The sequence below is a fragment of the Bradyrhizobium sp. Ken01 genome, from assembly GCF_055807355.1.
Genome location: NZ_JBVVPC010000002.1, coordinates 152,373 through 171,403, shown reverse-complemented (window position 1 = coordinate 171,403; position 19,031 = coordinate 152,373). Strand labels below are relative to the sequence as shown.

General features: G+C 64.5%; 19 protein-coding genes and 1 pseudogene. 12 read left to right on the top strand and 8 right to left on the bottom strand.

The genetic code is table 11. From position 1 onward, the window contains the following. Positions 1-17: 17 nt before the first annotated feature. Positions 18-1,058, bottom strand: coding sequence for a DUF2155 domain-containing protein (locus AC0L3S_RS02870; protein WP_473256987.1), 1,041 nt, complete (start codon positions 1,056-1,058; stop codon positions 18-20). A 255-nt stretch (positions 1,059-1,313) separates the two neighbouring features. On the opposite strand from AC0L3S_RS02870, the pseudogene AC0L3S_RS02865 reads away from it, so the two are divergent. After that, a pseudogene (locus AC0L3S_RS02865) lies at positions 1,314-1,448 on the top strand (alpha/beta hydrolase); the annotation flags it as partial. Positions 1,449-1,461: 13 nt separating this feature from the next. After that, positions 1,462-2,478, top strand: coding sequence for a Na+-dependent transporter (locus AC0L3S_RS02860; RefSeq protein WP_473256988.1), 1,017 nt, complete (start codon positions 1,462-1,464; stop codon positions 2,476-2,478). Positions 2,479-2,540: 62 nt separating this feature from the next. Here the strand turns inward: AC0L3S_RS02860 and AC0L3S_RS02855 are convergent, their stop codons facing one another. After that, positions 2,541-2,717 (bottom strand): hypothetical protein, encoded by a 177-nt coding sequence (locus AC0L3S_RS02855; protein ID WP_018454491.1) that lies wholly within the window; start codon positions 2,715-2,717, stop codon positions 2,541-2,543. Positions 2,718-2,845: 128 nt separating this feature from the next. Then, complete coding sequence (locus AC0L3S_RS02850; RefSeq protein WP_473278029.1) at positions 2,846-3,787, bottom strand: GlxA family transcriptional regulator; 942 nt, start codon at positions 3,785-3,787, stop codon at positions 2,846-2,848. A gap of 91 nt (positions 3,788-3,878) precedes the next feature. Between AC0L3S_RS02850 and AC0L3S_RS02845 the strand changes: the two genes are divergently transcribed. The 3 genes from AC0L3S_RS02845 to AC0L3S_RS02835 all read left to right on the top strand — a co-directional run bounded on the left by AC0L3S_RS02845 (position 3,879) and on the right by AC0L3S_RS02835 (position 5,338). Next, positions 3,879-4,565 (top strand): DJ-1/PfpI family protein, encoded by a 687-nt coding sequence (locus AC0L3S_RS02845; protein WP_473256990.1) that lies wholly within the window; start codon positions 3,879-3,881, stop codon positions 4,563-4,565. Positions 4,566-4,691: 126 nt separating this feature from the next. Beyond that, positions 4,692-4,910 carry a glutathione S-transferase N-terminal domain-containing protein gene (locus AC0L3S_RS02840; protein ID WP_473278028.1) on the top strand — a complete coding sequence of 73 codons (219 nt, stop codon included), beginning with the start codon at positions 4,692-4,694 and terminating at the stop codon, positions 4,908-4,910. Next, positions 4,910-5,338 carry a glutathione S-transferase family protein gene (locus AC0L3S_RS02835; protein WP_473278027.1) on the top strand — a complete coding sequence of 143 codons (429 nt, stop codon included), beginning with the start codon at positions 4,910-4,912 and terminating at the stop codon, positions 5,336-5,338. The genes AC0L3S_RS02840 and AC0L3S_RS02835 overlap by 1 nt, the downstream gene beginning before the upstream one ends. A 361-nt stretch (positions 5,339-5,699) precedes the next feature. On the opposite strand, the gene AC0L3S_RS02830 is transcribed toward AC0L3S_RS02835, so the two are convergent. Beyond that, positions 5,700-6,107 carry an NADH:ubiquinone oxidoreductase subunit NDUFA12 gene (locus tag AC0L3S_RS02830; protein ID WP_354054866.1) on the bottom strand — a complete coding sequence of 136 codons (408 nt, stop codon included), beginning with the start codon at positions 6,105-6,107 and terminating at the stop codon, positions 5,700-5,702. Positions 6,108-6,354: 247 nt separating this feature from the next. Here AC0L3S_RS02830 and AC0L3S_RS02825 point away from each other — a divergent pair, with 247 nt between their 5' ends. The 3 genes from AC0L3S_RS02825 to AC0L3S_RS02815 all read left to right on the top strand — a co-directional run bounded on the left by AC0L3S_RS02825 (position 6,355) and on the right by AC0L3S_RS02815 (position 9,946). Continuing rightward, the gene (locus AC0L3S_RS02825; protein ID WP_473256991.1) at positions 6,355-7,035 is read left to right on the top strand and encodes a BA14K family protein; all 681 of its coding nucleotides are present in this window, start codon (positions 6,355-6,357) and stop codon (positions 7,033-7,035) included. A gap of 239 nt (positions 7,036-7,274) precedes the next feature. Next, positions 7,275-7,697 carry a response regulator gene (locus AC0L3S_RS02820; RefSeq protein WP_473256992.1) on the top strand — a complete coding sequence of 141 codons (423 nt, stop codon included), beginning with the start codon at positions 7,275-7,277 and terminating at the stop codon, positions 7,695-7,697. Beyond that, positions 7,694-9,946: a CHASE3 domain-containing protein gene (locus AC0L3S_RS02815; protein WP_473256993.1), complete on the top strand. Its 2,253-nt coding sequence runs from the start codon at positions 7,694-7,696 to the stop codon at positions 9,944-9,946. The genes AC0L3S_RS02820 and AC0L3S_RS02815 overlap by 4 nt, the downstream gene beginning before the upstream one ends. Positions 9,947-10,054: 108 nt before the next feature. Here the strand turns inward: AC0L3S_RS02815 and AC0L3S_RS02810 are convergent, their stop codons facing one another. From AC0L3S_RS02810 to AC0L3S_RS02800, 3 genes are all read right to left on the bottom strand, one after another. Continuing rightward, on the bottom strand, positions 10,055-10,354 hold the full coding sequence (locus AC0L3S_RS02810) for a putative quinol monooxygenase (protein ID WP_473278026.1): 300 nt from the start codon (positions 10,352-10,354) through the stop codon (positions 10,055-10,057). 64 nt (positions 10,355-10,418) lie between these two features. Continuing rightward, on the bottom strand, positions 10,419-11,087 hold the full coding sequence (locus AC0L3S_RS02805; protein ID WP_473278025.1) for a type 1 glutamine amidotransferase domain-containing protein: 669 nt from the start codon (positions 11,085-11,087) through the stop codon (positions 10,419-10,421). A gap of 88 nt (positions 11,088-11,175) precedes the next feature. Next, on the bottom strand, positions 11,176-12,111 hold the full coding sequence (locus tag AC0L3S_RS02800; protein WP_473278024.1) for a helix-turn-helix domain-containing protein: 936 nt from the start codon (positions 12,109-12,111) through the stop codon (positions 11,176-11,178). A gap of 339 nt (positions 12,112-12,450) precedes the next feature. Between AC0L3S_RS02800 and AC0L3S_RS02795 the strand changes: the two genes are divergently transcribed. From AC0L3S_RS02795 to AC0L3S_RS02785, 3 genes are all read left to right on the top strand, one after another. Continuing rightward, complete coding sequence (locus AC0L3S_RS02795; protein ID WP_473278023.1) at positions 12,451-13,206, top strand: alpha/beta hydrolase; 756 nt, start codon at positions 12,451-12,453, stop codon at positions 13,204-13,206. A 55-nt stretch (positions 13,207-13,261) separates the two neighbouring features. After that, positions 13,262-14,269 (top strand): aldo/keto reductase, encoded by a 1,008-nt coding sequence (locus tag AC0L3S_RS02790; protein WP_473278022.1) that lies wholly within the window; start codon positions 13,262-13,264, stop codon positions 14,267-14,269. A gap of 304 nt (positions 14,270-14,573) precedes the next feature. Then, positions 14,574-17,360 carry an ATP-binding protein gene (locus tag AC0L3S_RS02785; protein WP_473278021.1) on the top strand — a complete coding sequence of 929 codons (2,787 nt, stop codon included), beginning with the start codon at positions 14,574-14,576 and terminating at the stop codon, positions 17,358-17,360. A gap of 36 nt (positions 17,361-17,396) precedes the next feature. Here the strand turns inward: AC0L3S_RS02785 and AC0L3S_RS02780 are convergent, their stop codons facing one another. Next, a complete protein-coding gene (locus tag AC0L3S_RS02780) occupies positions 17,397-18,293 on the bottom strand; it encodes a DMT family transporter (protein WP_473278020.1) in 897 nt (298 codons plus the stop codon). A gap of 502 nt (positions 18,294-18,795) precedes the next feature. Here AC0L3S_RS02780 and AC0L3S_RS02775 point away from each other — a divergent pair. After that, positions 18,796-19,014 carry a hypothetical protein gene (locus AC0L3S_RS02775; protein WP_473278019.1) on the top strand — a complete coding sequence of 73 codons (219 nt, stop codon included), beginning with the start codon at positions 18,796-18,798 and terminating at the stop codon, positions 19,012-19,014. Positions 19,015-19,031 lie beyond the last annotated feature (17 nt).

The window sequence follows — 19,031 nt, the reverse complement described above, 5'->3', positions numbered from 1 at the left end:
ACCCCGGGGGATTTGGCCTAGCGGCCAAACCCGGGGATACCGAACAGACCCGGCCGCTGCTCGGGCGGCGGAGGTGGTGGCGGCGGTGCCGGCTGCTGCTGCTGGATCGGCGGCAAGGGCTGCGGCGGACGCTGCTGCACCTGCTTGGGCGCGGCTTTCTTCTGCGCGGGCGGCGGCGGTGCTGCCGGCTTGGTGCCGGGATCCGGAGCCGCGGTCGCAATCGTTTGCTGCGGCTCTTTGCAGTCGGTGAGCCAGATATCGTAGATCGGGTGCTCGACGCCGTGCAGGCCCGGGCTTGCCGCGTACATCCAGCCCGAGAAGATGCGCTTGACCTCGCCCTGCAAGGTGATCTCGTCGACCTCGACGAAGGCGTCGGTGTTGGCGGCCTCGGTCGCCGGCCGCGTGTAGCAGGCGTCGGTTTTGACGCGCAGCGCACCGAACTGCACGGTCTCGCCGATCTCCTCGTCGAAATTGATGATGCGCCCGGTGATCTTGTCGAGACCGGAGAAGGTCGCCTTCTTGTTCACGATCTTCTGGGCCGGCGGCTCGGTGACGACCTCGTCGCCCGGCTGAAGGCTCGCCGGCGTCTGCGGGACAGCGCCGCCCGGCCCGCCCTTCTGCTGTGGCTGGCGCTGACCAGGCGCACCCGGGGCGCCTTGCGGAGTGGGCGGAGCGACCGCGACGGGCGGCGGCTGGTTTGGTGGAGCGGCGCTCGACCCGGGCGGCGGCGCCAGAGGCTGGCTCTCGACCGGCCCCGGCATCACATTGCCCTGCCGGCCCGGCGGGGGCGCCATCGGGCGCGACGGCAGCACACGGCCTTGCGGCGGCAGCTCCGGCACTTCTTCGTCGTCGTCGGGGATCTGCGGCTGGGGCTGGCCACGCGGAATGTTGCCGGGCGGCCGCAGTGGCGGCGGATCGGAGAAGATCGTGCCGATCTGCGCCTGCGCCGGCGTTGCAGCCGTCAGTGCGGTGGCGGCCAGAAGCGCCGCAAGGCCTGTCAGGGTAAATGTTCGAAACATCTCGCGCGGCTTCAACAGCGAATCGGGCTTGCTGGACATTCTACAGGGGATACCGCCGCTCGCAGGCCATCCGGTTAACACGGCGAATACGGCGGGGGAAGGGCGGCATCCCTGCCCTTCCCGGCCCGGTCTGGCCAGATCGGCCCCCGGATGGAATAGTCGAGCACTCCTCTCCGCGGTCAGGCGGGCGCTGCCCCCGAAAATGACGTCCAACGAACAATCAGAAACCCGCAAGGTCGCTTCCCCATGCCCGTTGTGCTCGATCCCGATGCCGCCGCCGTCTACAAGGCCTTCCAGGAGGCCGGCGTGCCCGTGGCCACCAAGCATTATCCCGGCCAGTTCCACGGCTTCCTCAACATGGGAAAATTGCTGCGAGAGGCCAATGTCGCCGTGAGCGAGATCGGCGCCTGGCTGAAAGGATTGGGCTGAAACGCCGTTCCCGATGCCGCCGGTTCTTCAAAGCATATTCGCCCTCCCCCTGCGCGGGCTGACATGGCTCGGCGGCCAAGGCACCCGCGCGGTGGCCGCCGTCGTGTTCATCGCGCTCGCGGTGCCGCCGCTCGGGGTGATGCTGCGACCCTATGTCACCGAGGCGATCTTCGTTCTGCTCTGCATCTCCTTCATGCGGGTCGATCTCGCCGCGCTCACCGGCCATCTGCGGCGGCCGGCGCTGGTCGGGACCGCGACCGTCTGGACCATGATCGGCGTGCCTGTGATCGTCGGCCTGATTGTCCATCTCACCGGGCTCACGGCGCGCGCGCCCGACCTTGCGCTCGCATTGATGCTGCAGAGCATGGCCTCGCCGATGATGGCCGCGCCGGCGCTGGCTGCGCTGATGGGCCTCGACGCCACGCTGGTGTTGGTCACGCTGGTGAGCGCGACCGCGCTGGTGCCGTTCACGGCATCGCTGTTCGCAAGCCTGTTCCTTGACGGCATGCTCAGCATCTCGCCGCCTGCGCTGGGGCTGAAACTGCTCGGCATCCTCGCAGCATCGCTGCTGGCGGCGACCGTGATCCGACAGGTCTTTGGGGCAGCCGCGATCCAGCGTCACAGGCAGCCGATCGACGGCTTCAACATCGTCATCCTGCTGGTCTTCGCGACCGCGATCATGGGCGACGTCGCGAGCGATCTCGTCGCCCGGCCGGTCTCCACCATCGGCTTCGCGGCGCTCGCGTTCGCGATCTATTTCACGCTGCTCGCCGTGACCACGCTGCTGTTCCGCCGCATCGGCTATGAGCGCGCGCTGGCGCTCGGGCTGATGGTGTCACAGCGCAATCTGGGCCTGATGCTCGCCGCGACCGCCGGCGCGCTGCCGCCCACCACCTGGCTCTATTTCGCGATGACGCAGTTTCCCATTCACCTGGCGCCCTACATGCTGATGCCGATCGCGCGGCGCTTGACGGCGCGCGCACAGGCCTCGGGCGCCGCGGCAACCGGCGGCAAGGCCGCATCGGGCTGACCCAAATAGCAAGTCTTGTCCGCTCTGCCATCGCGAGACTGCTGGTGACCAAGCGAATGTCGTCACGCAGCGCGCCAATGTCCCTTGTGAATATCGAACTTCACGGCGCCTTCGTCACGCATCTTCAACAGGAGCGATTGGCAGTCGTCCTGGTTCTTGATGTTCACGCGCTTCATGACTTCGAAAGTCTTCAAAGGTTTTTCGCGAAGGGCAATCAGAATCTTTTCTCGATCAGTCATTGGGGTTCCTTGCATCGGGATCAGCGACGGTACGTGTTGTACTGATCGTCTGCAACGGGTGACGCAAGGCCGGGGAATATGCAAGTCTGCTCACCCGCTCAAGCGGCCTCTCCAATCGATGAATCTCCCTACCCCGCCCTTGCCGCGCGCCGCAGCGCTTGCGGCGGCTGGCCGAAAGCGCGGATGAACGCACGCCGCATGCGCTCGGGGTCGCGGAAGCCGGTCGCCTCCGCGACGAGCTCGATCGCCTCGCGCGAGGACTGCACGCGCTCGCGCGCGACCTCGATGCGCAAGCGCTCGATGGCCTTCGAGGGCGTCGTGCCGGTCTCGGCGGCAAAGGCGCGGGCAAAATGCCGCGCGCTCATGCCGGCACGGTCGGCGAGATCTTCGACCGTCAAACGGGCGTCGAGGTTCTCGCGCGCCCAGGACAGCAGCGCACCGAAGCGGCCGTTCGGCGTCTTCAATTCCAGAAGTGACGAGAATTGCGACTGGCCGCCGCTGCGGCGATGATACAGTACGAGCTGCCGCGCGACCTGTTGCGCGATCTCTTCGCCATGGTCCTCGGTCACCATCGCGAGCGCAAGGTCGATGCCCGCCGTGATGCCCGCCGACGTCCACACATTGCCATCGCGCGTGAAAATCTGGTCCGGCTCGAACTTCACCTTGGGATAGCGCGCAACGAAATCGCGTGTCCGCCCCCAATGCGTGGTGGCGCGGCGTCCGTCGAGCAAGCCTGCTTCGGCGAGCACATAGGCGCCCGAGCAGACGCTCGCAACCCGCACGCCGCGCTTCGCCAGCCGCTGCACGAAGGCGCGCGTGACCTCGCAGCGCGCGGCGTCCGTCACGCCCGCGCCTCCTGCGATGACCAGCGTGGTGATCGCGTTCGCCGACTTGAAGTCGCGCGCCATCATCTCCACGCCGGACGAGCTGCGCACGGGCCCCGCGTTCACCGCCAGCACGCGGATCCCGGGCGTCGTCTTTCCTGTGCAGCGCGCCGCGATCTCGAACACCGAGATCGGGCCGGCCGCATCGAGCAACTGGAAGTCCGGGAAGATCAGGATGCCGATCATGCTCATGTCCGAAAGCGAGGGAAATACGCCATTTTGGACAGAAGGGCATCATGAGAGGCTGCATCCGTCAAGCTCATAATTGGAGGCTCTCATGTCGTCCCCGCTCCAGATCGGCCTTTTGGTGTTTCCGCGCGTCACCCAGCTCGATTTTACGGGTCCCTTGCAGGTGTTCTCCGCCGTGCCGGGTGCAAAACTGCATCTGATCTGGAAACGGATCGAGCCGGTGCCGAGCGATTCCGTGCTGACGCTGACGCCGACCATGACGTTCGCCGATTGCCCGCAGCTCGATGTGATCTGCGTGCCCGGCGGCCGCGGCACCGACGATCTGCTCAATGACGAGGAGGTGCTCGGTTTCCTGCGCCGGCAGGCCGAGGGCGCCAAATACGTCACCTCGGTCTGCACGGGATCGCTGGCGCTCGGCGCCGCCGGCCTCCTGAAGGGCTACCGCGCCGCGACGCATTGGAGCGCAATGGAGATGCTGGCCCAGTTCGGCGCGACGCCGACCAAGACGCGCGTCTGCGTCGACCGCAACCGCATCACCGGCGGCGGCGTCACCGCGGGAATCGATTTCGCGCTGACGCTGGTGTCGATCCTGGTCGACCGCACCACGGCGGAAGCGATCCAGCTCGGGATCGAATACAATCCGGCGCCTCCGTTCAATTCCGGTTCGCCGGATACTGCGTCAGCCGACGTGCTGGCGCAGGTCAAGCAACGGATCGCGCCGAACCAGGTCCGCCGTCTCGAAGCCGTGCAACGGGCGGCGGAACGGTTGAACTAGCCTCTGCCGTCATGTCGCCAACGCGCGGCACTGCTGACACGACGCTGTCAGGAGCCTGGTGCGACGATCTGGCCCGCGATTGACAGCCACGGCCGCTCCCGGCCGCGCGCACAGGAGGAGCTGACCATGGCCCGATACCGGCTGCACTGCGTCGGAGCTTCTGGCAATTCCTTCAAGGTCGCGCTGTTCCTCAACTGCGCCGGGCTCGACTGGGAGCCGGTCGGCGTCGACTTCGCCGGCGGCGAAACCCGCACACCGGACTGGCGGGCCGCAACCAACGTCATGGGCGAGGTCCCCGTCCTCGAGGCGGACGGCCTGCATATGACTCAGTCGGCGCGATCCTGATGTGGCTCGCCGAAACTCACGGCATGTACGGCCCGACGCGCGAGGAAGCATTCGAGGCGACGCGCTGGCTGCTGTTCGACAACCACAAATTCACGTCGAGCTTTGCCCAGCATCGGTTTCAGCGCTGCTTCATGCCGGAGCCCGCTCATCCCGCGGTGCTCGCTTATCTGCGAACCCGGACCGAAAGTGCCTTCTCGATCGTGGACAGGCACCTGTCCGAACGCAGCTTCATTCTGGGCAGCCGGCCGACCATCGTCGATTTCTCGCTGTTGGGTTACCTGTACTATCCAGCCGAGGAGACAGGTTTTGATCTTGCCACGGCATTTCCGGCCATTGATGCCTGGCGCGGGCGTGTCGCCGCGTTGCCTGGCTGGAAGGCGCCCTATGAAATGATGCCGGTCGGCAACTCGCCGCGGCTTTATCTTTGAGCGGCCGCGCCAGCCGAAAAGCAGATCAAAGAAAAAGGCCGCCCGGTTTCCCGAGCGGCCTTTCCTGTCTTACGGCGGCTGCACATTTCATCGGGCGATTTCGGAGCTTGCAGACCGGGGGCCTATCTCCCGATCGAGTCCTGGTCGGCGGCCGCTGCATTTCGGGACAGTCGCGAACTGTTGCCCGAACCGAACGCGATGGTCTCCCATCTCCGTAAGATGCGACCATTGAGCCGCATCGCTCGCGTGGCTGCAACCCGCGCGCAGGACTCATCCCCGCTGTTCCCGCTGTCCACAGCAAGGCGAGGCGGATGCGGGTGCATCCACTCCGACGACAAGGGTTCAGGCGGGGATCGGGAGCCTAGCTGGGCGTCCAGGGCTGATAGTCGCCGGTCGCCTTCGGCCGCTTGCCGCTGGCGAGCGTCGAGCCCGAGGGACGGTAGGCGTTGGCCGTGCCGGTGAGATTGGGCTGGTGCGGCTTTTCCCACTCGCGCGGCTGGTAATTGTCCTGCGTCGGCGGCACATCGACGGTGTGATGCATCCAGCCGTGCCAGGACGGCGGGATACGGCTGGCCTCGGCATAACCGTTATAGACCACCCAGCGCCGCTCGAAGCCGAGCGCCGGGTCGATCGCCCCGCCGCGGGTGCGATAATAGAGGTTGCCCTGCTCGTCCTGGCCGACCAGCTCGCCGTAGCGCTTGGTCCAGAGTTGGGTGCCAAACGTCTGGCCATTCCACCAGGTGAAGAACTTGAGGAAGAATTGTTTCATTCGGCAAGGGCCCTGCTTCGTCGGGTCCTGATGCCATCCGGACGGCGAAATGTCCAGTTCGGCGCGGGCGGCGGCGCCCCGCTGCAGATCTGGTCTACCGGCACGGAACGCTGCCGCAAAGCGGACGCGATCCGTTCATGTGGGATACAGCGTCGCCATGTGAGCTTGTCCTCGCACGCAAACCCCCGTGATCCCAGGAACTCCGGCCCTTTCATGGGGTTTGCTTCCGGGAAAAGGAGTTTTGATCATGAAAAGTCTGAAAGTCTTGAGCACGGCTGCGGCAGTGGCATTGGTTATCCCGTTGGCGACGCCGAGCTTTGCCCAAAGTCGGGCCGCAGCGGTTGGAGGCGGTGCCCACATTGGCGGCGGCCTTGGCGGCGGGGCACACTTTGGCGGCGGCGGCGGTGGGGCACACTTCGGTGGCGGCGGCGCTCACTTTGGCGGTGGCGGCGCCCGCATGGGCGGCGGCAACTTCGGCGGCGCACGGATCGGTGGCGGCGGGGGCCATTTCGCGGCCGGCGCAGCAGTACGTCCCGGCGGTGGCAGCTTCGCAGCCGGCACGGCGAGCCGACCGGCCTTCTCACCGTCGTACAGCGGTACACGCAGCGTCGCGACTGCGCGCAACTGGCAGGGCGGTAGCGGCAATTGGAGTGGTCGTCACTGGCATCATCGTCACGGCGGCGGCTTCTGGCCCGGTGTCGCGGCGGGCGCTGCGATCGGCGGCCTCGGCTCGTACGCCTATTACGGCGGCGGCTACTATGACGACCCCTACTATTATGGCGACAGCTACTATGATGAACCGACAGTGGCCGTGGTCCCCGATAGCGGCGGCGATTCCGCGGGCTACTGCGCGCAGCGCTACAAGTCCTACGATCCCGCCTCCGGCACCTATCTTGGCTATGACGGCCAGCGTCATCCCTGCCCGTAAGCACACCGAGAGTACTTGAAGAAGAAGGCGTCGCAGCGATGCGGCGCCTTTTTCATTCCGGCGCCCCACCTGTTTCGCTCGCTTCGTATTCGTCATCGGCGATGCCGCGAACAACCGATGCGAGGGGACCTCTATTCACCGCACCGTGCATATCTACCCTTATCCAATCCCAAATTGACCCGACGCGCGATTCACCTGTATCAACTTGGCTGTGGGGACTTCGATGACTGGGAAGTGTCATGCCGCGCATTCTCGTGGTTGATGACGATCCGATGGTCGGCGCGACCATCGAGGTCCTCCTCCAACGTCAGGGCTTCGACGTCACGTTGACTGACGGCGGAGAAACGGGTCTGGCTGCGCTCGAAACCCAGAATTTCGACGTGATGCTGGTCGACATCTTCATGCCGCACATGCGCGGCTTCGAGTCCATTCGCATCTTTCACGAGCGCGCGCCGGCGGTTCCGCTGATCGCGATGTCCGGCTACGCCTTTGCATCGTCCGCCTCGCCCTCTCCCGATTTCCTCCGAATGGCGCTGGAACTCGGCGCGACTCGCTGTCTGCGCAAGCCGTTCACGCCGGACGCGCTGCTGACCACGATCCGGGAATGCATCGCCGAGCCGGGCGGTGGCTCACAGCCGAAGGACAAGAAAGAAGCCCCTTGATCCCAACGCAGCGCGTCATTCTCGGTGCTGGACTTGCCATCCTCCTGATCATCACCGCAGCCTCGATCGGCCTCGACGTCAAGTCACGGTCCGACGCGGCCTGGGTCAATCATACCGTCCAGGTGCTGAAGAAGATCTCCGATCTGCGCGTGCTGATGCGCAGTGCCGAGAGCGCCGCACGCGGCTACGAGATCTATCGCAACCCGAGCTTCAGCGAAGAATTCCAGGCGGTGCACGCACGGATCGCACCGGCACTCGCCGACCTCAAGCGCAGCGTGCGCGACACTCCCGAACATGTCGCGCTGCTCGAGGGCACCGAGCCGCTGGCGCTGCGCCGGATCGAGATCGCCGCCGAAGTGATGCGCCTGCGCGCCGGAAACGATCAGGCCGGCATTGCCGCGGTCCAGGGCAAGGGCGAGGGCCGCGGCCTCATGGACACGGTGATGGGCAATTTCGATCATTTGAGCGCAGAGCAAGAACGATTGCTCGCCGCGCGCTCCCAGGATTCGCGCCGCACCGGCATCGTGCTGCTCGGCATCGACGTCGCCGGCGCGCTGGTGATCCTGCTGCTGGTCGTGATGATGATGCGCGAGAGCCGGCGCAGCGAGGGCGCACTCAAGAGCACGCTATTGGAGACCACGGCCGCCAATCAGCAGCTCGAGGCCGCAGTGGCCGAGCGCACCGAGCATCTCGTCACCGCGCATGACGAGCTGCGCCTGTCGGTCAACGTGCTCCAGAGCACGTTTCACAGCATGGCCGAGGCGGTGCTGGTCATCGATGCCGAGGGCAATGTCCTTCTGTCCAATCCCGCCGCGGAGCGCATGCTGCTGCACCGGACCGGCACGAACCTGCGCAATCTGCGCGCGATGTCCAGCGTGCTTCACGGCGACGGCGTCACCCCGCTCAAGCCCGACGAGCTGCCTTCGGCACGCGTGCTGCGCGGCGAGCCGTTCGAGAACATGGAGATGATCGTCCGCCCGCACAGCGGCAATGCTCCCCGTCATCTCATGATCAGCGGCCGGCCGATGCTGGATGGGAAAGGCAACGTCTCCGGCGCGGTGCTGGTCTATCACGACGCAACCATTTCGCGCGAGACCGAGCGGCAATTGTACCAGTCGCAGAAGCTGGATGCGATCGGCAAGCTCACCGGCGGCGTCGCGCACGACTTCAACAACATGCTGACCGTGATCTCCGGCAATACCGAGACGCTGGTGGCAAGCCTGAAGCAGCAGCCCGAGCTCCAGCGCGTAGCGCGCCTGATCGACGAGGCCGCCGAACGCTGCGCCGAGCTGATCCAGCATCTGCTCGCCTTCGCGCGCAGGCAGCCGCTGCAGCCGCGCAACGTCGAGATCAACGCCGCGGTCGCGGACATCGCAAAACTCCTGCGCCCCACCCTCGGCGAGCAGATCGAGATCGAGACCGTGCTCGAACAGGGGCAGATGACCGCGCACATCGATCCGTCCCGCCTTACCAATGCCCTGCTCAACATGGCCATCAACGCCCGCGACGCCATGCCGAACGGCGGCAAGCTGCTGCTCGAGGCCCACCGCGTCGTGCTCGACCAGGCCTATGCGCAAAACAATCCCGACGTGCGGCCCGGCCCTTACGTGATGCTCGCCGTCAGCGACACCGGCACCGGCATGCCGGCCGAGGTGCAGCAGCAGGCGTTCGAGCCGTTCTTCACCACCAAGGAGGTCGGCAAGGGAAGCGGCCTCGGCCTTTCCATGGTCTACGGATTCGTCAAGCAGTCCGGCGGCCACATCAAGATCTACAGCGAAGAAGGCCACGGCACCACGATCAAGCTTTATCTGCCGCCGGGCGAAGGCATGGCCGAACTGGCCCCCACCACGACGCCGCCGGCGGAAGGCGGCGCCGAGACCATTTTCGTGGTCGAGGATGATCCGCTGGTGCGCAACTTCGTCACCGTGCAGCTCCAGAGCCTCGGCTACCAGACCGTCGCCGCGCCCGACGGCAAGGCCGCGCTGGAGCTGATCCAGGCCGGCCAGCCGTTCGATCTGCTGTTCACCGACGTCGTGATCCCCGGCGGCATGAGCGGGCGCGAGCTCGCCGACAAGGTGGCGACGATCCGCCCCGGCGTGAAGGTGCTCTATACCTCGGGCTATACCGACAACGCCATCGTCCACCACGGCAAGCTCGACGACGGCGTCATGCTCCTGACAAAACCCTACCGCCGCAACCAGCTCGCCGAGATGATCCGGAAGGCGCTGGGTGGCGGGGTGGCGGGTTAGAGTTTCTGGCTCGCGCGCCTTGGTCGAAGTCCCACCTGGAAATGTCGGTGTGGTAAACGCGCACGGCCATTACGAATGGCGATTGGGCCATTCGCGGCGTGATGCCCATCATCCAACATCCACGGCTTTCGCGATGACTGCCGTACGTTCCGCCAGTTCAGGAACCTTGGCCAAGTAGGCCTGGTAGTGCTGCGAGCTTCGATGCGCTTCGACCGCAGCGGCGTCCCGGTAAAGCTCATCAAGGACGTAACGATGGTCGTCCGAACTGTCGCGCCAGACGTCCCAGCGCAGATTGCCGGGTTCGGCCCTGCAATGGGGCGCCAGACCAACAAGCAGTTCTCTGAGCTCAACGTTCTTGCCCGGGTGAGCAACTAGAATGGCAGTGATCTTCGAGGGCATTGTTATCAACCAGGCTTCCTCAGGGGGGAACTGCGGTCTTTAGGTCAGGCAGGCGATGCCCGGCTGCTGTTCTTTATTTTCTGAGTGCTGCCAGCAACTCCTTGGCCAGGAGCCCGGCCGAGGCGGGATTCTGGCCAGTGATGAGGCGTCCGTCGACGACGACGTGAGGTTGCCAGTTTGCTGCGGATGTATACTCGGCACCCTCTGCCCGCAGGGCATCTTCAAGTTCGTAAGGCACGTCTTCGCGCGCGTAGTCGTACTCTTCCTTCTTCGAGAACGATGTGAGCTTCTTGCCCTGCACGAACGGCTTGCCATCGCCAAGGTCTACCCCGAGGAGCGCGCACGGACCGTGACAAACGGCAGTTACAAACTTTCCAGTGCTCCAGGCGCGCACGACTGCATTCTGAACGACGGGGTTACGCTGAATGTCGACCATCGGTCCAAGACCGCCTGGCACGAAGATGGCTTCGTAGTCGGCAGCATCCACCTCAGCTAATTTGCGACTGCGATTCAAGCGGCGAAAGGCCTTGCTTTCGAGAAAAGCCTTCTCCGCAGGATCTTTCTCGTCATAGGCATCATATGGCGTCCATCCGCCCCTTAGAGAGGCGAACTCAACGGCAATGCCTGCCTTGTCCAGCACATCGAACGGATGCGCGACCTCGGCGAAAAAGAAGCCCGTCTTACGATTTTTCGGACCGATCACGGCTGCGTTGCTGACGATAACCAGGACGTGCTGAGTCATGATGCGTTTCCTAGAGAAGTCCGCTAAATTTGTCGTCGCTACGACACTACCCGGGCAGCCAAGAACCGTATATCCGAATCCTGCGGGATCATGCGCAATCCCTGCGGTACCCTAGATCAGACCGATGGGCATTCACCTCGATCTGGCCGCAGCACAATTCGCGATACTGCCCCGGAGTGAGGCTTGCAGCCTTTCGGAAGACGCGCGTGAAGTTCGCCTGCGAGCCGAAACCGAACTCCAAGGCAATTTCGACCAGGGACAGCCGGTCGCGCGCTAGTTCGTGCCGCGCCGCCTGTACGCGGCGATCGGTCACGTAGCGGTGCGGCGATAGACCGGTCGCCTCGCGAAACAGCCGCGAAAAATGATAGGGGCTGAGGCAGGCCTGAGCCGCCAGATCCTCAAGTCTGATTTCGTCTCCCAGAGAAGCCTCGATATAGTCCAGCACGCGCTGCAGGCGCCGTGGATCGAGCGACGGCGACCTGTCGGGCGCGCGCCAGCGGTCGATCGTATAATTGCCCAGAAGATGCGCCGCGAGCGCTACTTGAATTCCCTCCACGAACAGCGCGTCAGTCGACTGGCGCGGACGATGAAGCAGATCTCGAAGCGGCGAGCAGATGTGGAAGAGCACCTGGTCCGTCAGACCGTGGGCGTAGGCGATCTCGATCCTTGCCGGATCGATATTGAAGTCCGCAAGCGCGCTCTGGTCCAGCAGCGCCGGCGGGAGGTAGAGATGAAGACACTCCATCCGGTCCGAAAGCTCGAGATGACTCTCCTGCGTCCCCACCGGGACGAGGTAGCTCATGCCCGGGCGCGCGAGGCTCTTCTGGACTTCACCGTTGCCGGTGCGGCACACCATCCCGCCGCCCGACAGCAGCATGACAAGCTCGGTGCAGATGGGAACGGGCGTCGCCTGGCGCCCTGCTTCGAACTTACGATGTTCGATGCTCAGCCCTGGCCAGTCGTTGGCCGCTGCGAGCTTCTCGCTGTTCTGGTACTTCCGATCTCCATGAGTCACGAGTGCCATCACGACCTCCGCAAGTTGCGGCGACTCCCGGCCCCGTATCGCAAGAGAGCGATCAGTCCATCCGGTCAATGAGTGCAGCCCGGCCCGCTGCCACGCCGATCCTGGATTTCTCACAAGGAGCGATAGCGAAGTCCAGAGGGGGCGCGGTTAAAAGAGGTAAAAGGCAAGCAAAGCAAAAGGTTGGAGCCGGCGCACCGGCGCTTCGAAAGCTGCTCTCACTGCAGATGAGCAAGATGCGTCCATCGTCGCGCAGGAATCGGAAATACCGCAACTTCTCAAGCGCGCTAGTGAAGGGCTCATCAAACGGCAATGTCGCCGCATCAATGATCGGAGCCTGCTATGAAGCCGCTTATTTCCGCGCTTGCTGCAATGTCGATCGCAACGGCCGCCCCCGCGGTCGCCGCCGAGAGGACCGTTTCCATCGTCCTTGTCCACGGCGCTTTCGTCGATGGCTCCGGCTGGAAGGACACCTACGACATTCTCTCGAATGCAGGCTATGAAGTGCTCGTCGTCCAGCAGCCGACGATCTCGCTTCGTGACGATGTCGCGGAGACCGAACGCGTGATCGCCAAGGCGCGGCATCCGGTTATCCTCGTCGGCCATTCCTATGGTGGCATGGTCATCACGGAGGCCGGCAACAATCCGAAGGTTCGCAGCCTTGTCTATCTCGCGGCATATGCTCCCGACGCCGGAGAGTCTGTCAGTACGCTGTCGGAAGGCCCAGTGCCCGTCGGCGAGCAAAAGGGGCCGCTGGTCACGGAGGGCAATTATCTCTTCGTCGATCGCGACAAATTCCCGACCTCTTTCGCTGGCGGCGTCGACGCTGCGACCGCTCGCTTCATGGCTGCGGCGCAATTGCCGTTTGGATTGCAGGCGGTGCAGTCCAAGGTCGACCGCGTGGCCTGGAAGACGAAGCCGACCTATTACATGGTCACGATGGAGGATCACATTATCCCTCCGACCTGGCTGCGCACCATGGCCAAGCGCTCGGGCGCGAAGGTGACGGAGATCAAAAGCGGCCACGCGGTGATGTTGTCGCATCCGCGGGAAGTCGCGGCGTTCATCAGAAGCGCGGATACGTCCGCGACCGAGTGAGACCGGCGGCGCCGCGCACGGACGGACATGCCTGTCGCAGACAAGGACTCGCAACATGGCCCTCAAGGATATTCTGCCAGGAAGATTGGGTTTCGGCGCGGCGCCGCTCGGCAACATGTTTCGCGACATTCCCGAGCAAGAAGCGCTCGCGACCGTGAATGCGGCCTGGGACGACGGCATCCGCTATTTCGACACCGCGCCATTCTATGGCGCGGGTCTTGCCGAGATCCGCATGGGCGCCGCGCTCGGAGGCCGGCCGCGAAGCGACTATGTCGTCAGCACCAAGGTCGGAAGATTGATCCTGGATGAGATCGAGGATGTCGGCGCGCGCGACGTCGCCGAGAAGGGCGGCGTGTTCAAATACGGGCGTCCGAACAAGATTGTGAACGACTATTCCGCGGACGCCACGCTGCGCTCGATCGAGGACAGCTTGAATCGGCTCGCGACCTCCCACATCGACATCGCCTTCGTGCATGACGTGGCGCAGGACTTCTACGGCGACGAATGGCTTTCGGTGTTCGAAAGCGCACGCAAGGGCGCGTTCAATACGCTCGACCGGCTGCGCGACGAAGGCGTGATCAAGGCATGGGGCCTCGGCGTCAACCGGGTCGAGCCGATCGAACTGCTGCTCGCGCTCGAAGAGCCGCACCCCGACGGCTTCCTGCTCGCGGGCCGCTACACGCTGCTCGACCATGCAAGGGCGCTTCAGCGGGTGATCCCGATGGTTGCGGAGCATGAGCTCGCGATCGTCATCGGCGGCCCCTACAGTTCGGGCGCGCTCGTCGGCGGCCCGAATTTTGAATATGCGCCGGCGCCCCCGGAAATCATCAACAAGGTGGGGCGGATCAAGGCGATCGCCGACCGCTACGGCATCAGCATGAAGGCGGCGGGCCTACAGTTCGCGCTGGCAAACCCGGTGGTGGCTGCCGTCATTCCAGGCGCCAGCCGTCCAGGCCGCATTGCCGAGGATCGAGCTGCGCTCGAGGAAGTCATCCCCGCCGATTTCTGGCGCGAGCTGCGCTCGGCGTCGCTCGTCAACCCCGCAGCTCCGCTCCCCCACTGAAGTGCATGTGAAGAGTGGTTCGCCCGGCTTCCGGAACTCAGCTATGAAGCGTCGAGCTTGTGAGCACAGCGGCTTGTGGCAAGCCTAAAAAAATGGCCAGAGGCGCCCGCTCAAGCGGCTTTATGCAGCAGTCGTGCAATTTCAGAAAGGCTCACTTCAACAAGTTTGCCGTGCATGATAATACCAGTCGATCACTTCGATCGATTGGCAATGCTCAATGCGGACCGCCACACGGCAACGGGGCGCACCTCGACAGGAGCTGACATTCAGTTTCGGCCCGTTTCGACTGGTCCCCGGCCGTCAGTTGCTTCTTCTCGACGAGCGCCCCGTCAAACTGGGCGGACGTGCGTTTGAGCTCTTGCGGCTGCTGGTGCAGCGCCGTGGCGAGCTGGTCAGCAAGAACGAGCTGATATCGGCAGCCTGGCCGGGCACGTTCGTCCACGACAGCAATCTCAAGGTCAATTTGTCGAGCTTGCGGCGCTCGCTGGGAGACACCCAGATCGAGCCCATCTACATCGCGACCGTGGCGCGGCGCGGGTACAAATTCATCGCCGATGTCCGGGTCGGCATCGGCGAGATCGAGGAGAAGCCTACGCTGGCCGATCCGCTCCCCCTTTCGCACCCACCATTGCCGCGCGGCATCGTCGGCCGCGAAGCCGACATCGGAGAAATCGCCGATCTGCTCGTTGAGGACAGGCACGTGACCCTGGCCGGCGCAGGAGGAATCGGTAAGACGACCGTAGCCTTGGCCGTCGCCCAAGCGTTTGCGTCAAGGTATCGCGACGGCGTCTGCTTCGTCGATCTCTCGACAATCTCCGATCCTACTCTGTTCGGCGCGGCGCTGGTGACGGCACTCGGTATCCGAGGCAATACGGACATTGATCTGGCTGCTGTACTCGACTATCTGAGGCCGCGGCAGATGCTGCTCATCCTCGACAATTGCGAGCATGTGCTGCCCGCCGCCACAATCTTTGCCAGCAAGTTCATGACGGACACATCGCCGTCCCGGCTGCTTGCGACGAGTCGCGAGCCGCTCGGCACCACCACCGAGCATATCGTGCGGCTTGGCTCTCTACCTTCTCCGGGATCTGGCCTGGGGCTGTCGGTTGATCAGGCTGTCAGGTTCCCGGCGGTGGAGCTGTTTGTCCGCCGCGCCGCCGAATGGTCGGACTACGAGTTCGTCGACGATGATTGCGAAGCCATCGCCGCGGTCTGCCATTCGCTGGACGGACTTCCACTGGCCATCGAATTGGCTGCAGCTCAGATCGGCAGGTTCACTCCTCGGGAGTTGTTGGTCATCCTCGATCAGAAGCTCGGTTTTAGCGCTGCCAGGACCGACGGCGCGCCGCCGCGCCATGAGACCCTGATGGCGACGATTGAGTGGAGCTTCCGGCTGCTGTCGCAGAAGGAAGCCAGGCTGTTCGCCCTGCTGTCCGTGTTCAGCGATGGGTTCGAGGTCGAGGATGCGGTCTTCGTCGCGGAAGCGGCAGGGCTCACGCCAGTCGACGTCGTGACCGGACTCGGCAGCCTCGTCGCCAAATCACTGTTGAGCGCGCAGGCCCGGGGCGCGAGCCTGCGCTACCGGCTGATCGACAGCACGCGCCGCTATGCCACGGAACGGCGTCAGGCCGATCCGGCGTGCGGACGGGCGCCGCGGCGCCATGCGGAGCGCATGGTTGCGCTGTTCGAGCAGTCCGAGGAAGAGTGGAACTGGCGCGAGCCGGCTGATTGGACCGAGCGCTACCTCGGCCGTATAGCCGATCTGAGAACCGCGCTGTCATGGTCGCTCGGGAAGCAGGGCGATGCCATCCTCGGCATCAGGCTTGCGGTTGCGGCGATCACCCTGTGGTCGGAAACCTCCATCCTGTCGGAGGCGCAAGCGCGGCTAGAGGGCGCACTTGCCTTGGCCAAGAGCGTCGCATGCGACGATCTATCGAAGGCAAAGCTCGCCTGCGCCCTCGGATGGAGCCTGTTCTACGCCCGCAAGAGTTCGAATGAGAACGAGGTCGCCTGGCTTGATGCGATCGCCTTCGCAAGGCGCGCCGGCAGCATCGACTATCAGCAGCGGGGGCTAGTGGGTTTTGCGTTCTATCTGCTGCAGATCGGCGAACTCGCGCGTGCCATCACCTATCTTGAGGAGGCCACCTCGCTGGCCGACCGGGCGCGCGATTTGACGGCGACGTCCGAAGCCGACAGAGCCCTGGCATGGGCTCACGCCTTCGCCGGCGAATTAAGCAAGAGCCGCCTGGTTCTCGATCGCCTCGCAGCGACCTATTCGCTGGCCGAAAGCCGTTCGCGCAAGGATGCGAACGAGGTTTATCGCTTCATCACCGTTCGCTTCAATCTGCCTTTCGTGGCCTGGATGCAGGGGCAAGCCGAATATGCGGCGAAGCTGGCCAACGATGCCGTCGAGGCCGCGGATCGCGGCGGTCACTGGGTGTCGCAGTCGAATGCGCTAGGCCTCGCCGCGCTTCCGATCTCACTCGAAAACGGGAATTTGGCGGCGCTCGAGCATTACGCGGAGCGGCTGCGTCGCAATCTGGATCGGGAGCGCATCTCGCGCTGGATTCCGGTCGAACGCTATTTCTCGGCGTGCCTGCGCGATTTGCGCGGAGATCTTGCGGCGGTGGAGGACATCCGTGCGGCGATCGAGGAGCTGATCGACTGTCGCTTCCTGATGCGGATCGGCAGCTATCTCGCCATCCTCAGCCGCGCCTATCTGCGACAAGGGCGGATCGAAGAGGCGCGAAAGGCGATCACAAGGGCTATTCACCATCAGGAAGATCAGGGAGAGCGCTGGTGTCGTTCGGAGCTTCAGCGGGTCGAGGCCTCCGTACTCCTTTCCGAAGGTGAGCCGCTTCTTGCCGAAAACCTGTTGCAGCAGGCACTGGCTGAGGCGCGCGCGATAGGGGCGAAGACCTTTGAGCTGCGCGTAGCCACCGATCTTGCAGCGCGCTGGATAGCGGCCGGGCGCCGGCCGAAGGCCGTCCGATTGCTCACTCCGATCTACGAGCAGTTCAGTGAAGGATTCCAAACTCACGATCTGCTCGCCGCCGCGTGCCTGTTGGAGCGCGCGCGAGCGTCCGCTTAGGACATCAGGCGGCCAGCCCCTTCATGACTACACGCCCTACCGCGTCGCCAGCACCACCGCTGCCAGCGTGAAGATCAGCGCGGCGATCTGCCCCGCTCCCAGCGGCTCGTGCAGCGCGATCGCGGACGCCACGACGCCGATGACGGGCACCGCCATGGTGCCGATCGCGGCGACGGAGGCCGGCAGGCGCGCGAGCGCTGCGAACCAGCTGACATAGGCGATGCAGAACTGCACCACGGTCGAATAGACCAGGAGCCACCATCCGACCGGCGTCACCAGCTCCAGATGCGTGGTCTCGACGGCAAGGCCGATGATCGTGATCGGCAGGCAGCCGATCCCGATTTGCCAGGCCGCGGCCGTGATCGGCGGCAGACGGATCGGGTACTTCTTCGAAAACACCGTGCCGGCGGCGAAGCCGAGCGCGCCGCACAGCGCCATGACGATGCCCGGCAGCTTGTCCGCGGTGGCAGCAAAGCCGTTGCCGCCCATGATCGAGGCAAGCCCGGCAAAGGCCATCACCAGCGCGATGGTGCGCAACAAGGTCGGCCGCTCGCCCAGCACCGGCCAGGCGATCAGCGAGGCCCAGACCGGCATGGTGTAGGCGATCAGCGCCGCCTCGCTGGCCGGCAGCCACAGCAGCGCTAGCCCCATCAGCACCATCCAGCCGGTGACGTTGAGGAGCGCGGCGGTCACGAGGCGCGGCCAGATTTCGCGCGGGACACTGAGGCTGTCGCGGCGGATCAGCGCCAGCGCCGCCAGCAGCACTGCGCCCAGCACGCCGGTGACCCCGCGCAAGGTCAGCGGCGGCAGCTCGGAGAGCAGGAATTTCGTCACCGGCCAGTTGAAGCCCCAGCCCACCGAGGTGATGGCGAGGAACATCAGGCCGGCCGGGGCGATGCGCGGTCGCAGCACCGGCCGAGTCGAATCAAGCATGTGGGTAGTCCGGCAAAATCGAGGGCAGCTTGGCGCGGATTCGCCCCTCCCACCACCACCCCGGCGGGCATGCCTGCCCTCACCTTCCGTAGCCCTACGTGAGTCCCGGTGTGGCAAGCCCGCGATCCAAAAATATACCTGCCCTGTGAACAGCGGGGTGAAGCCTCAGCGGCACCCCAAGATGGAAATTTTTTCGGTTGGGAATCCCTGAGGACTCACTGATACTTGGCTCAACAACAGGCGCGGGCCTGCCCCCTGTTATCCCCCACAATCCACCATATTTAGTATTTGATTCAGGAACTCGCACTAGTTCTTGACGGGCGTAACGGAGAGTCCTAGTTTTCGATCCGTTCGGCGCGAGTGTGTTTGCGTCCCGCCGGCACTCCCCCAAAGGGTCTGCAAAACAGCACTCCGCCAAGCCAGACAAAGGCAGCGGGATACGGGCTTGTCTGCCCGGCGAGCGGACTTTTCGGGCGCCTGAACGGGCTGGAAACAGGCTCGGATGGCAATGGTTGAAGACGTGACGTTGTGGGGCGTTGAACGCATGTCGGGCTCATCCCTTTGGGGCGGATGGGTCTGGACGTGCCGGCGGATGATCGGTGCGCGCATCGAGCAATCGCGTCGGGAGAAAACGGGCCGGGTCTACCGGCTGAGCTGCGATGCCAAGGGGCCCGACCGCCCTCAAGCACCGCAAAATGAAATGATGACCAGGCACGCCTGAACGGAGGCGGTCCGGTC

Bases quoted from the DNA above. Each gene is read 5' to 3' on its own strand.
- AC0L3S_RS02870 (WP_473256987.1), bottom strand. From the start codon at position 1,058: ATGTCCAGCAAGCCCGATTCGCTGTTGAAGCCGCGCGAGATGTTTCGA.
- AC0L3S_RS02860 (WP_473256988.1), top strand. From the start codon at position 1,462: ATGCCGCCGGTTCTTCAAAGCATATTCGCCCTCCCCCTGCGCGGGCTG.
- AC0L3S_RS02855 (WP_018454491.1), bottom strand. From the start codon at position 2,717: ATGACTGATCGAGAAAAGATTCTGATTGCCCTTCGCGAAAAACCTTTG.
- AC0L3S_RS02850 (WP_473278029.1), bottom strand. From the start codon at position 3,787: ATGATCGGCATCCTGATCTTCCCGGACTTCCAGTTGCTCGATGCGGCC.
- AC0L3S_RS02845 (WP_473256990.1), top strand. From the start codon at position 3,879: ATGTCGTCCCCGCTCCAGATCGGCCTTTTGGTGTTTCCGCGCGTCACC.
- AC0L3S_RS02840 (WP_473278028.1), top strand. From the start codon at position 4,692: ATGGCCCGATACCGGCTGCACTGCGTCGGAGCTTCTGGCAATTCCTTC.
- AC0L3S_RS02835 (WP_473278027.1), top strand. From the start codon at position 4,910: ATGTGGCTCGCCGAAACTCACGGCATGTACGGCCCGACGCGCGAGGAA.
- AC0L3S_RS02830 (WP_354054866.1), bottom strand. From the start codon at position 6,107: ATGAAACAATTCTTCCTCAAGTTCTTCACCTGGTGGAATGGCCAGACG.
- AC0L3S_RS02825 (WP_473256991.1), top strand. From the start codon at position 6,355: ATGAAAAGTCTGAAAGTCTTGAGCACGGCTGCGGCAGTGGCATTGGTT.
- AC0L3S_RS02820 (WP_473256992.1), top strand. From the start codon at position 7,275: ATGCCGCGCATTCTCGTGGTTGATGACGATCCGATGGTCGGCGCGACC.
- AC0L3S_RS02805 (WP_473278025.1), bottom strand. From the start codon at position 11,087: ATGACTCAGCACGTCCTGGTTATCGTCAGCAACGCAGCCGTGATCGGT.
- AC0L3S_RS02800 (WP_473278024.1), bottom strand. From the start codon at position 12,111: ATGGCACTCGTGACTCATGGAGATCGGAAGTACCAGAACAGCGAGAAG.
- AC0L3S_RS02795 (WP_473278023.1), top strand. From the start codon at position 12,451: ATGAAGCCGCTTATTTCCGCGCTTGCTGCAATGTCGATCGCAACGGCC.
- AC0L3S_RS02790 (WP_473278022.1), top strand. From the start codon at position 13,262: ATGGCCCTCAAGGATATTCTGCCAGGAAGATTGGGTTTCGGCGCGGCG.
- AC0L3S_RS02780 (WP_473278020.1), bottom strand. From the start codon at position 18,293: ATGCTTGATTCGACTCGGCCGGTGCTGCGACCGCGCATCGCCCCGGCC.
- AC0L3S_RS02775 (WP_473278019.1), top strand. From the start codon at position 18,796: ATGGCAATGGTTGAAGACGTGACGTTGTGGGGCGTTGAACGCATGTCG.